The organism is Thermoactinospora rubra, assembly GCF_002093975.1.
Lineage (GTDB): Bacteria > Actinomycetota > Actinomycetes > Streptosporangiales > Streptosporangiaceae > Nonomuraea > Nonomuraea rubra_A.
Genome location: NZ_KZ084330.1, coordinates 121355 through 135269 on the forward strand (window position 1 = coordinate 121355; position 13915 = coordinate 135269).

Consider the following 13915-nt stretch of genomic DNA (forward strand, 5'->3'; position numbering starts at 1 on the left):
TGCGTTGTGCCGTTAATGTAATTTTCCTTCATCCTTCCATGAGCAGGACGGCGACGCCGGTCACCCGGTCGTGCGCCAGGTCGGCCAGCGCCCGGTCGGCGGCCTCGAACGGGTAGGGCACCGTGGCCACCACGGGCGGGCGGGCGGCCGCCAGCTCCAGGTAGGCCCGGCCGTCGGCCCTGGTGTTGGCGGTCACGCTGCGCACGGTGCGCTCCTGGAACAGGTGGCGGTCGTAGCCGAGGGAGGGGATGTCGGTCAGGTGGATGCCCGCGATGGCCAGCGTCCCGCCGCGGTCCAGCGCCTCCAGCGCCGGCGGCACCAGCTCCCCGACCGGCGCGAAGAGGATCGCCGAGTCCAGCGGCTCGGGCGGCGTGCGCTCCTCGGCGGAGGCCGCGCCCAGCTCCAGGGCCAGCTTGCGGGCCGCCGCCGAGCGCGTGACGACGTGCACCCGGGCGCCGCGCGCGATGGCGGCCTGGGCGGTCAGGTGCGCCGAGGCGCCGAAGCCGTAGACGCCCAGCCGCCCGCCCTCGGGCAGATCGCACCGCAGCAGCGCCCGGTAGCCGATGATCCCGGCGCACAGCAGCGGCGCGAGCCGTACGGCGGGCAGGTCCTCGGGCAGCGGGTAGACGAACTCGCGCGGCGCGGTGAGGTACTCGGCGTAGCCGCCGTCGGCGTCCCAGCCGGTGTAGGCCGAGCGCGGGCACAGGTTCTCCAGGCCGCGCTCGCAGAACCGGCAGCGGCCGCACGTGGAGCGCAGCCAGGCGACCCCGACCCGCTCGCCGGTGCCCGCCACCCGGCCGACCACCTGGTGGCCGGGGGAGACCAGCGGGTGGCGCGGCGGCAGGTCGCCCTCGGCCAGGTGCAGGTCGGTGCGGCAGACCGCGCACGCCTCCACCCGCACCAGCACCTCGCCCGGGCCGGGCGCGGGGACGGGCCGCTCCACCAGCTTGAGCGGGTGGCCGTCGACCGGGCCCGGCTCGGTCACCACCCAGGCCCTCATCCGATCGGATCCCACGGCGTGTCCTCATAGCGGGAGACCACCCGCGCGTAGGCGGCCTCGTCGGTCTTCAGCTCCAGCTCGTCGACGCCTCCCACCGGGGAGACGCCCCAGGAGTTGCAGACGAACACGGCGGGGAAGGCGGGCAGGTCGGCCACGCGCAGCGGCCTTCGCCCGTGCGGCCCGCGCGACAGCAGCCGCATGGTGATGCCCTCCAGCATCGGCGCGTCGGGCCAGACGATCCGCTCGCCGTCGAAGCAGCCGAGGTTGGCGATCGACGTCTCGCTGATCAGGCCGTCCGCGCCGATGAGCAGCACGTCGTCGAAGCCCTCGGCCTGCGCCAGGCGGGCCAGGTGGGCCTGCGGGAAGCCGCCGCCGTGCTTGACGTGCGGCAGGAACCGCTGGTAGGCGACCGTCTTGAGCCGCCGCGGCGAGGCGGGCGCGTCGACCGGCGGGCCGGCGTCGACGATCACGTGGAGGGCGTCGGTGCGGGCCACGTGGACCCGCACGGAGGCGTCCGCGGCCTCGCTCACCGCCGCCCGCAGCGAGGCCAGGACGAGGTCCCTGTCCGGCTGCAGGCCGAACAGCTCGCGGGTGGCGCGCTCCAGGCGCCGCAGGTGCTCCGCCAGCCCGCGCACCCGGCCGCCCCTGACCTGCATGGCGGTGAAGTGCCCGGCCCTGGCGGCCAGGGCCAGGCCGATGTCGGACCCGCGGGCGGGCCGCCCGTCGACAACCGCATGAGTGATCACACGAGCAGCCTACGCCCGCCGTCCCTCACGCCGCCGTGAGCAGCTTCTCGTAGGCCAGCGAGGCGTACAGGGCGGCGCCGTCGGGCAGGACGGCGTCGTCGAACTCGGCCTCGGGGGAGTGGTTGTACGGCGCGCCGGCCGGGTCCCGGTCCGGCGGGCAGGCGCCCAGGAACACGAACGCGCCGGGCACCTCCTCCAGCACGTAGGAGAAGTCCTCCGCCCCCATGATCGGCTGCGGCGTGACGAAGTAGCGGCTCTCCCCGAACAGCTCGGTGGCCAGGCGCCCGGCGAAGCCGGCCTCGTCGTCGTGGTTCACCGTGACCGGGTAGCCGATGCCGAAGTCCGCCTCGACCTCCAGGCCGTGCGCCGCGCCGAGGGTCGTGACCAGCTCCACCAGCCGCCGCTTGACCCGCGTGCGGGTGTCCTTGCTGAAGGTGCGCACCGTCGCCTGGAAGAAGGCGTCGTCGGGGATGATGTTGTCCTTCGTCCCGGAGTGGAAGTTGCACACGCTCACCACGAGCGGGTCGAACGGGTCGAACTCCCGCGTCACGAGGGTCTGGATCGCGCCCACCATCTCGCAGGCCGCCGGGATCGGGTCCAGCGCCCGGTGCGGGGCGCTGCCGTGCCCGCCGCGGCCCTTCACCCGCACGTTGAAGGTGTCGGCCGCCGCCATGAGCGGGCCGCCGCGCGTGGTGAACAGCCCCCGCGGGAACATCGCCGAGGTCACGTGCAGGCCGTAGGCGGCCACGACGCGCTCACCGGCCGCGTCGAGGACGCCCTCCTCGATCATGTACTTGGCGCCCTCGAAGCCCTCCTCGCCGGGCTGGAACATGAACACCACGTCGCCCGCCAGCTCCTCGCGCCGCGCGGCCAGCAGGTGCGCCGCGCCCGCCAGCATCGCCGTGTGCAGGTCGTGGCCGCAGGCGTGCATCCGGCCCTCGTGCCGGGAGATGTACGGCAGGCTGTTGCGCTCGGCGACGGGCAGGGCGTCCATGTCGCCGCGCAGCAGGACGGCGGGCCCCGGCCGCCCGCCGCGCAGCACCGCGGTGACCGAGCTGAGCCGCTCGCCCGTGCTGATCTCCAGCGGCAGGCCGTCGAGGGCCCGCAGCACCTTCTCCTGGGTGACGGGCAGGTGGAGGCCGACCTCGGGCGTCTGGTGGAGGGAGTGGCGGAGCCTGACGAGCTCCTCGGACATGTCCTGGGCTGCTTCGGTGAACGACATGGACGACATTCTTCACATCCCGCTCACCACGTCGGCAAGAGGTCCTTTGTAGGATCGCCGTGTGACGGAGCGTGAGCGGATCGACAGCTGGCTGTCGGACATGGACGGCGTCCTGGTGCACGAGGGGCAGCCGGTGCCGGGGGCGGACGAGTTCATCAAGCGGCTGCGCGAGTCGGGCAAGCCCTTCCGCGTGCTGACCAACAACTCGATCTACACGCCCCGCGACCTGGCCGTACGGCTGCGCGCCGCGGGCCTGGAGGTGCCGCCGGAGTCCATCTGGACCTCGGCCCTGGCCACGGCGCAGTTCCTCGACGACCAGCGGCCGGGCGGCAGCGCGTACGTGATCGGGGAGGCCGGGCTCACGACCGCGTTGCACGAGGTGGGGTACGTCCTGACGGACCTGGCGCCCGACTACGTCGTGCTGGGCGAGACGCGCACCTACAGCTTCACGCAGATCACGCGGGCGATCCGGCTCATCGAGGGCGGCGCGCGCTTCATCGCCACCAACCCCGACCCGGTCGGGCCGTCGACCGAGGGGTCGCTGCCGGCGTGCGGGGCGGTCGCGGCGATGATCTCCAAGGCCACGGGCGTGGCGCCGTACTTCGTCGGCAAGCCGAACCCGATGATGATGCGCACGGCGCTGAACCTCATCGGAGGGCACAGCACGAGCACGGCGATGATCGGGGACCGGATGGACACCGACATCGTCTGCGGCATGGAGGCCGGGCTCTACACGATCCTGGTGCTGACGGGCGTGACGCAGCGGGAGCAGATCGACCGCTTCCCGTACCGGCCCTCGCTCGTGGTCGACTCGGTGGCGGATCTGATCGACCTGGTCTGAGGCCCCGCGCCTGCCAAACCTGACACCACCTGGCAGGTATGCCTGCCATCCTGGCCCTCATGAACCGGATCTATCTCGAGCTGGGCGCCAAGAAGGTGTTCGCCTGCTCGCTCGACTGGCCAGGATGGTGCAGGGCCGGCAAGTCCGAGGAGCCTGCCCTCGACCGGCTCCTCGACTACGCCCCCCGCTACCGGGTCGTGGCCGAGCGGGCGGGCCTGGACTTCGACCCCGGCGCCCCCACGGTGGTCGAAAGGCTCGACGGCCGGTCCGCCACCGACTTCGGCATTCCCGAGGTCCACGCCAAGGCCGACCACGAGCCGCTGACCGAAGCCGAGGCCGGGCGCCAGGTGGCGATCATGCGGGCCGCGTGGGAGCTGTTCGACGAGCGCGCCGCCGCCTCGCCGGAGGAACTGCGCAAGGGCCCACGGGGCGGCGGCCGGGACCGCACCAAGATGGTCGAGCACGTCGAGGAGGCCGAGCGAGGGTACGCCCGCATCCTGGGCGTCAAGCATCCGCCGTACCGGTCGCGGCAGGACCGCGACGCCCTGCGCGAGGAGCTGGCCGCGGTGCTGTCCCGGCCGTGGACGGGCCCCTGGGAGCCGAAGTGGACGCCGAGGTACGCGCTGCGCCGCATCACGTGGCACGTGCTGGACCATCTGTGGGAGATGGAGGACCGCCGGACCTGACGGGAGCCGGGGACGGGGCGGGGACATGACGGGCGGGCGGCGGCCCTAGGGTGGGCGGGTGCCCGACTCGTCGTTGCTGACATTCCTCGGGATCGCCTCGATCCTCGCCGTCCTGATCATGCTGGCGGTGGCCGCGCAGCGGCTGCTCGGCGTCAGGTTCGGCATCCTGCGCGTCGCCCTGGCCGGCTTCCTCACCCTGGCGCTGGCCGGCCCCATGCTGGAGCCCATCCTGCGGTCCTTCGGCGGCACCACCGCCGCGCCGGGGATCGGGCCGGTCTGGGTGCTGCTGCTGGTCATCATGTGCATCGCGCTGATGCCCATGGTCCTGCTGGTCATCGCCGAAGTGCTGATCCCGCCCGGCACCGTCCCCGGGCCGATCGAGTTCGCCCGCTCGCTGCGCGGCCGGATCTCGCGCGCCCGCCGCTACTCGCAGATCACCCGCATCGCGGTCAGGCACGGGCTGGGGCCGTACCTGCGCGGCCGCGGCGACCGCGTGGAGGACAGGAGCGGCCGGGTACGGCTGGCGCGGTCGCTGCGCGAGGCGCTGGAGGAGGGCGGGGTGACCTTCGTCAAGCTCGGCCAGGTCCTGTCGACCCGGCGCGACCTGCTGCCCGCCGAGTTCGTCCAGGAGCTGGGGCGGCTGCAGGACGAGGTGCGGCCGGCGCCGTGGGAGCAGGTCGAGCAGGTGCTCACCGCCGAGCTCGGCGGGCCGGTCGAGGAGGTCTTCGCCGCCTTCGACCGCAGGCCGCTGGCCGCCGCCTCGATCGCGCACGCCTACGCCGCGCGGCTGCACAGCGGCGAGGAGGTCGTCGTCAAGGTCCAGCGGCCCGGCATCCGCGCTGTGGTGACCAAGGACCTGGACATCGTGGCCAGGCTGGCGCGCACGCTGGAGGCCAGGACCCGGTGGGGCCGCGCGCTGGGCCTGCGGGACCTGGCCGAGGGCTTCGCCGCCGCGATCCGCGAGGAGCTGGACTTCCGCGTCGAGGCGGCCAACATGGCGGCCGTGGCCGCCGCCCCGCCCGGCCCCGTCCGCTACCCCGCCCCGGTGAGCCGCCACTGCGGCGAGCGGGTGCTCGTCATGGAGCGGCTGGCGGGCAAGCCGCTCGCCCAGGCGCCGCGCGACCCCCGGCTGGCCCGCGACCTGCTCGACTGCCTGCTGCGGCAGATCCTCCTGCAGGGCGTCTTCCACGCCGACCCGCACCCGGGCAACATCATGCTGCTCGACGACGGCAGGCTCGGCCTGCTGGACTTCGGCTCGGTGGGCCGCCTGGACGCCTCGGCACGCTCGGCGCTCCAGCGCTTCCTGCTGGCGATGAACCGGCAGGACCCGCTGGCGGTCACCGACGCGCTGCTGGAGGTGGTCCCCCGGCCCGAGGAGATCGACCAGGCCGCGCTGGAGCGGGCGCTGGGCCAGTTCATGGCCAGGCACCTGGGGCCGGGCATGGACAGCGTCCAGATGTTCACCGACCTGTTCAGGATCGTCGCCGCCTACGGGCTGTCCATCCCGCCCGAGGTGGCGGCCGTCTTCCGCGCGCTGGCCACGCTCGAGGGCACGCTCGTCCACCTGGCGCCCGGATTCGACCTGGTCGAGGAGGCCCGGGCCTTCGCCGGCCGCCACCTGGCCGCCCACCTGGAGCCCGCGTCGATCAAGGAGACCCTGGTCCAGGAGACGGCCGCGCTCGTGCCGATGCTGCGCCGCCTGCCCCGGCGGCTGGACCGCATCGTCAGCGCCGCCGAGCACGGCCGCCTGTCGGTGAACGTGCGGCTGCTGGCCGACGAGCGGGACCGCCGCTTCGTCACCACGCTGCTGCACCAGGTGCTGCTGACCGTGCTGGGCGCCACGGCCGGGCTGATGGGCACGATCCTGCTGGGTACCTCCGGCGGGCCGGTCGTGCTGCCGGGCGTGATGCGCCTGTATGAGCTGATCGGCTACAACCTGCTGGTCATCAGCGCGATCCTCGTGCTGCGGGTGCTCATCCTGATCTTCCGCCGCCGCGACTGACGATCAGGTGGGGCAGGGCGGTGATGGTGTCCGCGAGGTAGGCGGCGACCGGTTCGGGGACCAGGTGCCGCGAGAGGATCTCGGCGGGGTCCAGCGGCAGCCGCACCACCTCGTACCGCCCCTTGGCCGGGTCGGAGAACTCCGGGCCGGTCCGCAGGGCGGGGTCCATGGCGAGCAGGCGGCAGCCGTACACGTGCTGGGTCTTGCGGCCGCCGCGCCAGGAGTAGGTGAGCGTGGTGAGCGGCGTGACGTCGGCGACGGTGGCGCCCAGCTCCTCGCGCAGCTCCCGGTGCAGCGCGGCCTCCAGCGAGGCGTCGCCGGGCTCGACGTGGCCGCCGGGGACCGAGTAGTAGACCTCGCGCGAGGGGACGGTCCTGCGGAAGACGATCAGCTGGTCGGCCGCGTCGAGGAGGAGGCCGCGGACACTGGGCAGCATGCGCACAGCCTAGGAGGGGTACGGCTGCCGCGGCAGCCGTACCCCTCAGGCGGTCAGCGCTGGACGATCCTGACGTCGTCCACGCCGGCCTCCACCAGCGAGGCCGTGGAGGCGTCGGCCGCCTCGAAGCTGATCCGGACGGTCTGGCCCGCGTAGGAGCTCAGGTCGGCGGTGGCGGTCGCCCAGGCGCCGTTGCGGTTGGCGGCCGCGCCCAGCTGCTGGAACACCTGCGTGCCGTTCACCTTGACGCGGAAGTAGTCGGCGCTGGAGGAGTTCGAGCCGTGCGCCAGGTACCACGACCACGACAGCGTCAGCGTGCCGGAGGCGGGCAGCGTGATCGCCGGCGACTGGATCGTGGTGACGCCGCCGTCGATGTCGTGGTCGCCCGCGCCGGACCCGGCCAGCCGCCCGGTCACCAGGTCGTTGGTGCCGCTGACCGTGGTGCCCAGCTGCTTGGCCCCGCTGGAGGTGGTCGCCTCGGGGTCGCCGCGCTCCCACTGCCCCGTCGTCGCGGTGTCGGTGCCGGCCGGGTTGGCCGTCCAGCCGGTCGCGGTCTCGAAGGTGTCGGAGTAGACGGTCGTGCCGCCGCCCGTGCCGCAGTACTGGGCGTCCTTGCCGATGATGCGGTAGACGCAGTCGGCGTACTCCAGGAACCGCAGCACCGCCTCCCTGTTGCGCGTGGTCTGCGGCCCGATCTGCTCGTCGGGCGGGTAGAAGCCCGGGCTGGAGCTGACCGGGTACATCTCGAACGTGTAGGAGAAGATCTTGTGCGCGCCCCACATCCAGTCGTCGATCGAGCCGTCGGTGATGTAGAGGTCGCTGGCCTGCTGGGGCGTGTAGCCGTTGGTCGAGGCCATGTTCTGCCCCAGCGCGGCGTGCGCGTCGCGGTCGTCCTGCGTCAGGCCGGGCGCGGTGTCGTTGTAGGTGTAGCCGTACGGCCACAGGATCAGCTCGCCGTAGGTGTGCCAGTCGATGTGCGCCTTGAGCTGCTGGACGCCGCCGACGACGCGGCTGCGCACCCAGTTGGCCACGGCCCTGACCTCGGGCGCGGACTCCGCCGACGGGCCGCGGTAGGTCTCGCTGGAGGGCGAGCCGGACGAGCCGCCGCAGCAGCCCCAGTTGTAGGCCCAGTTGCGGTTCATGTCGGTGCCGACCGCCGTGGTGCCGGAGTTGGGCTGGCGGTTCTTGCGCCACATGCGGTAGGAGCCGGTGGCGATGTCGTACTCGCCGCCGTCGGGGTTGAGGTCCGGGAAGATCCAGATCTCGCGGGTGTTGACGAGGTTCGTGATGCGGGCGTCCGAACCGTAGTTGTCGGCCAGCAGGTGCATGATGTACAGCGCCATCTCGACCGTGAGGTGCTCACGGGCGTGCTGGTGGTGGGTGAAGAGCACCTCGGGCTCGTTCTCGTCGGTCGCGACGTTGTCGCTGATCTTGACGCCCACCAGGTCGCGGCCCTCGTAGGAGCGGCCGTAGACGAACTTGCCGACGATGGACGGCCGGGCGGAGACCAGCGCGTTGATGTCGGCGTTCATCTCCGCGTAGTTGTGGTAGCCCGAGTCTCCGGGCGGGAAGTCGAACGGCTCGGCGCCCGGGCGGGATAAGCGGGGCAGCTCGCTGACCCGGTAGCCGAGCTTCCTGATGGCCGCGACCTCCTCGGGCGTCGCGGTGACCACGACCGAGGTCTCGGCCACCTCGTCGATGGCGGCCCCGGTGGCCGCCACCGCGCTGCGCTGCCGGGCGTCGGCGGGTCCCTCGACCCGGTACTGCTTGTTGGCCGGAGGTTCGGCCCCTGCGCCGCTCGGGTTGGTCCAGCCGAGTAAGGCCAGGCCGAGGACGGCCAGCACGACGATCAGTCGGCGTTTCACCTTGTCCCTCCTCGGCGCGCGGTCCGGGGGGTGTGTGACTACCGCGCGCTGCACTGAGAGTGCGGCGAACCCGTCAGAGGGAAAAGGCCCAAATCTGCCTCAGCCGAGCCCACCTTGGCGGATGCGCCCGGCGTACCACCGGGCGCTGTCCTTGGGCGTGCGCTTCTGCGTCGCGAAGTCGACGTGGACGATGCCGAACCGCTGGCCGTAGCCGTGGGCCCACTCGAAGTTGTCCATCAGGGACCAGGCGAAGTAGCCCTTGAGCGGGACGCCCCGCCGTACCGCCTCCTCGCAGGCGGAGATGTGGCGGCGCAGGTAGTCGACGCGGGCGGGGTCGTGGACCGCGCCGTCCTGGCCCACCTCGTCGGCGAAGGCGGCGCCGTTCTCGGTGATGTAGAGGTCGACGGCCGGGTAGTCCTCGGTGATGCGGACCAGCAGCTCCAGCAGCCCCTGCTCGTCGATCTCCCAGCCCATCGTGGTGCGGGGACGGCCGCCGTCGACCCAGCGGACGTCCTCGGCGCCGATCCACGGCGTGTCCGCGACCGGGTCGCCCGCGGCGACCAGGGCCGGGGTGTAGTAATTGATCCCCAGCATGCCGATCGGGCGGGAGACGATCTCCAGATCGCCGTCGAGCACGTGCGAGAAGTCGCTCAGGTGGGACAGGTCGCGCACCATGTCGGCGGGGTAGGAGCCGAGCAGCACGGGGTCGAGGAACAGCCGGTTCTGCACGCCGTCGACGCGGCGGGCGGCGTCGAGGTCCGCGCGCGACTGGCTGGCCGGGGTCACCGGGGCCAGGTTCAGCGTGATCCCCACCCTGCCGCCGTTCCTGGACAGGGCCGGTACGGCCAGGCCGTGCCCGAGCAGCAGGTGGTGGACGGCCCTGACGGCGTTGCCGGGCTCCTTGCGGCCCGGGGCGTGCTCGCCGCTGGCGTATCCCAGCAGCGACGAGCACCACGGCTCGTTGAGCGTCGTCCAGTCGCTCACCCGGTCGCCGAGGGCGTCGTGGACGATCTCGGCGTAGTCGGCGAACCGGTGGGCGGTGTCGCGGACCGGCCAGCCGCCCGCGTCCTCCAGGTACTGCGGCAGGTCCCAGTGGTAGAGGGTCGGCCACGGCCTGATCCCCGCCTCCAGCAGGGCGTCGACCAGGCGCTTGTAGAAGTCCAGCCCCTTGGGGTTGACCACGCCGGGCTCGGGCACGACGCGCGGCCAGGCGATCGAGAAGCGGTAGGCGCCCACCCCGAGCTCGGCCAGCAGGCGCACGTCGTCGAGGTAGCGGTGGTAGTGGTCGCACGCCACGTCGCCGGTGTCGCCGCCCTTCACCTTGCCCGGGGTGTGGCTGAAGGTGTCCCAGATGGACGGCCCGCGGCCGTCCTCCTCCACCGCTCCTTCGATCTGGTAGCTGGAGGTGGCGGTGCCCCACAGAAAACTCATGCTCCCCGATTCCCTTCCCGACCTTGTGAGAGCGCTCCCACGGGATGACCTTAAGGCTCGCGGCCGGGTCGCGGGAAGTGATGCTCGTCACGCGGCATAGGCTCACCGTGAGCAGGAGTCAGTCAGCAGGTGTCGTCCCAGGGAGTCGATGTGGCCTCGGTCGTGAAGATCAACGTCCTGACGGTCCCGCCGGAGATGCGGGAGGAGCTCGAGCGGCGCTTCGCGGCGCGCGCCGGGATGGTGGAGTCCGCCGACGGGTTCGAGTGGTTCGAGCTGCTGCGACCGGTCGAGGGGACCGACCGCTACCTGGTCTACACCCGGTGGCGCAGCGAGGAGGACTTCCAGCGCTGGCTCAAGGGGCAGGCCTTCGAGCGCGGGCACGGCTCCGGCGAGCGGGCGGCGGCCACGGCGTCGGAGCTGTGGAGCTTCGAGGTGGTCGAGAGCGCCGGTCCCGCCCGGGCCTGATGAGGCCTGGATGAGTCGGCTGAGTCGGCTGAGTCGGCTCAGTCGGCTCTGCGCAGGCGCTTGAGCTCGGCGCGGTGCCTCTTGGCGGCCAGGCGCCGCTCGACCGAGCCGCGGGTGGGCTTGGTGGGCTTACGGCGCTTGGGCGGCGGGGCGATGGCCTCCCTGAGCCGCTGGACCAGGCGCCGCGCGGCGGCCTCCCGGTTGCGCAGCTGCGAGCGGTGCTCCGACGCGGCGACGGTGATCACCGGGGAGCCGAGCCGGCCGAGGGCGCGCGCCTTCAGCGCCGGGGGCAGCGCGGTGGTCGCGGCGACGTCGAAGGACAGCTCCACGCGGCTGTCGGTGGTGTTGACGCCCTGCCCGCCGGGGCCGGAGGAGCGGGAGAAGCGCCAGGTCAGCTCGGTGCCGGGGATGACGACCGAGTCGGTGACGACGATCGGTTCCGTCACGGCGGTCTCCTCCCTCCGGGCCTGCGATCCTCCGGGTCTGCGAGCCTCTGGACCTTCGAGTCTCCAGGTCTTCGATGCGTCGCCGGGCAAGTCTGCCATCGCTCTCCTGCCCCGGGACAACCGATATTTCGCGTTAAGCGGGTTGCAATCATGGCGTGCCAGGCTTCCCACCGACGGACTCGCGAGGGGAGTGGCTGTGGGGGCCATCGTCGGCGTGCACGGCATCGGCAAGTACAAGTACTACGTCCAGGCGTCCTATTCCGCCACCGGCGCGGCCGAGGCGATGCGGGCCAAGTGGAACCGCTACCTCAACATCGCCTTACGCGGACCGGAACCGGCGAACCACTTCGCCGAGGTGGCCTACTTCGCCCACCTCCTGCACAACGGCAAGGACCCCGAGGCCGTCGAGCCCGAGCGGATGGCCGCCGACGCCGAGCGGGTGTGGACCGCCTGGGCCCGCGAGTGCGGCATCGGCGAGGGGCTGACCGGGGCGCTCAGGGCGGTCACCGGCTGGCTGCTGGGCCGGATGGACGCCAGGGCGGCCGCCGCCTTCGCCGCCCGCTTCGCGCCCGAGGTGGCCACCTACCTCACCGACCAGGACCGGCGCCGCCAATGCGGCCAGGTCGTCGCCGAGGTGATCCGGCGCAACCGGCCGAAGGCCGTGGTCGCCCACTCGCTGGGCAGCGTGGTCGCCTACGAGGCGCTGTGGGCCAACCCCGACCTGGAGGTGGACCTGCTCGTCACGCTGGGCAGCCCGCTCGGGATGCGCAACGTGGTCTTCGAGAACCTGCTCCCGCCGCCGATCAACGGCAGGGGCGAGCGCCCCAAGGGCGTAAGGCGCTGGGTCAACATCGCCGACCGGCACGACATCGCCGCCATCCCGCCGCGGCTGCGCGAGTGCTTCCACGGCGTCGACGCCGAACAGCTGGTCGACCTCGACTGGATCGACTTCCACACCGTGGAGAAGTACCTCGGCTGCGGCGCGCTCACCGAGCACCTGCGACCATACCTGGCATGATCTGGATCGTCTTCGACTACGGCAACGTGCTGTCCCTTCCGCAGAGCCCGGAGGAGAACCGGGCGATGGCCCGGGCCGCCGGAGCCGACCCCCACGCCTTCGAACGGGGCTACTGGGAGCACCGGCTGGAGTTCGACCGGGCCGCCCTCACGCCGGAGGAGTACTGGTCCAAGGTGCTGGGCCGGCAGGCCACCGACGCCGAGCTCGCCAGGCTGGTGGAGATGGACGTGGCCAGCTGGTCCCATCCCAACCACGCCACGCTCGAGGTGACCGGCGAGCTGGCGGCGGCGGGCCGGCGTCTCGCCCTGCTGTCCAACGCCCCCGCGTGCGTCGCGGACGGCATCGACGGGCTGCCGTGGCTCGCGCCGTTCGAACCGCGCGTCTACAGCGCCCGGATCGGCATGGTCAAGCCGGACGTGGAGATCTACGAGCACCTGCTGGCCCGGCTCGGCGCCGAAAGCCCCAGGGACGTGGTGTTCGTCGACGACCGCCTGGAGAACGTCCACGGCGCCGAGCGGGCCGGCCTGACCGGCGTGCACTTCACCGGCGCCGAACGGCTGCGCGCCGACCTGGCGCTGCTCTAGCTGTACTGACCATGGACGTTGGTAACGCGGCCGCGGGTTGAAAGACCCGCCGTCGATGACCTTGAAATAGGCGAGGACCTCCTGAGGGTGGTGTGTAGCGACCAAGCAACGCACCACCGGCCCTGGAGGTCCTCGTGCCCCACCGTAACGCGCCGCTGACCGAACTCGGCAGACTTCGCCTGGCCCGCTGTGTCGTCGACGATGGATGGCCACTGCGACGAGCCGCCGAACGCTTCCAGGTCTCTGCCACCACCGCGCGCCGGTGGGCCAACCGATACCGGCAACAGGGACCCTCGGGCATGGCCGATCGCTCCAGCCGGCCGCACCACAGCCCCGCCCGCACCCGCACCTCGACCGAACGCCGGATCGTCAAGATCCGCTTCACCCATCGGCTCGGTCCCGCCCGGATCGCTGCCCGACTCGGCCTGCCCACCTCCACCGTGCATCGCGTGCTGACCCGCTACGGCTGCCCGCCCCTGGCTCACCTGGATCGCGGTAGCGGCACCCGGATCCGCCGCTACGAGCACAGCGCCGCCGGCGACCTGGTCCACGTCGATGTCAAGAAGCTCGGCAACATCCCCGACGGCGGCGGCCACCGCATCCACGGCCGCCAGATCGGTGGCCGCAACAGCCAACGCACCCAGACCGGCCAGCGCAACGCCTACCGCAACCCGCTGCTGGGCTACGGCTTCCTGCACACCGCCCTCGATGACCACTCCCGCCTGGCCTACACCGAAATCCTGGCCGACGAGCGCAAGGAAACCGCCGCCGCGTTCTGGCAACGCGCCCATGCCTACTTCACCAGCCTGGGCATCACCGTACGCCGAGTGCTGACCGACAACGGCAGCTGCTACCGCTCGCTGCTGTGGCGCACCACCCTGGCCACGGCGGGCATCACCCACAAACGCACCCGCCCCTACCGGCCGCAGACCAACGGCAAAGTCGAACGCTTCCACCGCACCCTGGCCGAGGAGTGGGCCTACGCCCGCCCGTACACCTCAGAAACCGAACGCCGCCGTGTCTTGCCAGCCTGGCTGCACATGTACAACCATCACCGCGGACACACCGCGTTGGGAGGGCAACCACCCGCCAGCCGCGTACCCAACCTCACGGGACAGAACATCTAGAAGGCTCCACGCTCTAGACGGCTCCACCCCGCCAGGACATGTTCAT

Annotated in this window: 14 protein-coding genes; 7 read left to right on the top strand and 7 right to left on the bottom strand. The window is 72.2% G+C overall.

What is annotated here, in order from left to right; all coding sequences use genetic code 11:
• Positions 1-28: 28 nt before the first annotated feature.
• The 3 genes from BSB02_RS10380 to BSB02_RS10390 are packed head-to-tail and all read right to left on the bottom strand — an operon-like array spanning position 29 to position 2968.
• The gene (locus tag BSB02_RS10380; protein ID WP_084958507.1) at positions 29-1000 is read right to left on the bottom strand and encodes a zinc-dependent alcohol dehydrogenase family protein; all 972 of its coding nucleotides are present in this window, start codon (positions 998-1000) and stop codon (positions 29-31) included.
• Positions 997-1746 carry an aminotransferase class IV gene (locus BSB02_RS10385; protein WP_084958508.1) on the bottom strand — a complete coding sequence of 250 codons (750 nt, stop codon included), beginning with the start codon at positions 1744-1746 and terminating at the stop codon, positions 997-999. The genes BSB02_RS10380 and BSB02_RS10385 overlap by 4 nt, the downstream gene beginning before the upstream one ends.
• Positions 1747-1771: 25 nt before the next feature.
• The gene (locus BSB02_RS10390; protein WP_084958637.1) at positions 1772-2968 is read right to left on the bottom strand and encodes a M20 metallopeptidase family protein; all 1197 of its coding nucleotides are present in this window, start codon (positions 2966-2968) and stop codon (positions 1772-1774) included.
• Between the two features lie 61 nt (positions 2969-3029).
• Between BSB02_RS10390 and BSB02_RS10395 the strand changes: the two genes are divergently transcribed.
• Genes BSB02_RS10395 through BSB02_RS10405 form a run of 3 tightly spaced genes read left to right on the top strand, consistent with a single transcriptional unit; the run spans position 3030 to position 6497 of the window.
• Complete coding sequence (locus BSB02_RS10395; protein WP_084958509.1) at positions 3030-3809, top strand: HAD-IIA family hydrolase; 780 nt, start codon at positions 3030-3032, stop codon at positions 3807-3809.
• A gap of 59 nt (positions 3810-3868) precedes the next feature.
• A complete protein-coding gene (locus BSB02_RS10400; RefSeq protein WP_084958638.1) occupies positions 3869-4495 on the top strand; it encodes a hypothetical protein in 627 nt (208 codons plus the stop codon).
• Positions 4496-4553: 58 nt separating this feature from the next.
• Positions 4554-6497 carry an ABC1 kinase family protein gene (locus tag BSB02_RS10405; protein WP_240506331.1) on the top strand — a complete coding sequence of 648 codons (1944 nt, stop codon included), beginning with the start codon at positions 4554-4556 and terminating at the stop codon, positions 6495-6497.
• Here the strand turns inward: BSB02_RS10405 and BSB02_RS10410 are convergent.
• The 3 genes from BSB02_RS10410 to BSB02_RS10420 form a co-directional block, all read right to left on the bottom strand.
• On the bottom strand, positions 6469-6933 hold the full coding sequence (locus BSB02_RS10410; protein WP_084958510.1) for an NUDIX hydrolase: 465 nt from the start codon (positions 6931-6933) through the stop codon (positions 6469-6471). The two genes, BSB02_RS10405 and BSB02_RS10410, sit on opposite strands and share 29 nt — an antisense overlap.
• Before the next feature lie 53 nt (positions 6934-6986).
• Positions 6987-8798 carry a M14 family zinc carboxypeptidase gene (locus BSB02_RS10415; protein WP_084958511.1) on the bottom strand — a complete coding sequence of 604 codons (1812 nt, stop codon included), beginning with the start codon at positions 8796-8798 and terminating at the stop codon, positions 6987-6989.
• A gap of 99 nt (positions 8799-8897) precedes the next feature.
• Complete coding sequence (locus tag BSB02_RS10420; protein ID WP_084958512.1) at positions 8898-10229, bottom strand: GH1 family beta-glucosidase; 1332 nt, start codon at positions 10227-10229, stop codon at positions 8898-8900.
• Positions 10230-10379: 150 nt separating this feature from the next.
• On the opposite strand from BSB02_RS10420, the gene BSB02_RS10425 reads away from it, so the two are divergent.
• Entirely contained in the window at positions 10380-10694 is a 315-nt protein-coding gene (locus tag BSB02_RS10425; RefSeq protein WP_084958513.1) for an antibiotic biosynthesis monooxygenase family protein, read from the top strand.
• A 38-nt stretch (positions 10695-10732) separates the two neighbouring features.
• Here the strand turns inward: BSB02_RS10425 and arfB are convergent, their stop codons facing one another.
• On the bottom strand, positions 10733-11140 hold the full coding sequence (gene arfB, locus BSB02_RS10430) for an alternative ribosome rescue aminoacyl-tRNA hydrolase ArfB (RefSeq protein ID WP_240506332.1): 408 nt from the start codon (positions 11138-11140) through the stop codon (positions 10733-10735).
• 196 nt (positions 11141-11336) lie between these two features.
• Between arfB and BSB02_RS10435 the strand changes: the two genes are divergently transcribed.
• From BSB02_RS10435 to BSB02_RS10445, 3 genes are all read left to right on the top strand, one after another.
• On the top strand, positions 11337-12158 hold the full coding sequence (locus BSB02_RS10435) for a hypothetical protein (protein WP_084958515.1): 822 nt from the start codon (positions 11337-11339) through the stop codon (positions 12156-12158).
• Positions 12155-12742, top strand: a complete 588-nt coding sequence (locus BSB02_RS10440; protein ID WP_084958516.1) for an HAD family hydrolase — start codon at positions 12155-12157, stop codon at positions 12740-12742. The genes BSB02_RS10435 and BSB02_RS10440 overlap by 4 nt, the downstream gene beginning before the upstream one ends.
• A gap of 134 nt (positions 12743-12876) precedes the next feature.
• A complete protein-coding gene (locus BSB02_RS10445) occupies positions 12877-13869 on the top strand; it encodes an IS481 family transposase (RefSeq protein ID WP_084958517.1) in 993 nt (330 codons plus the stop codon).
• Positions 13870-13915 lie beyond the last annotated feature (46 nt).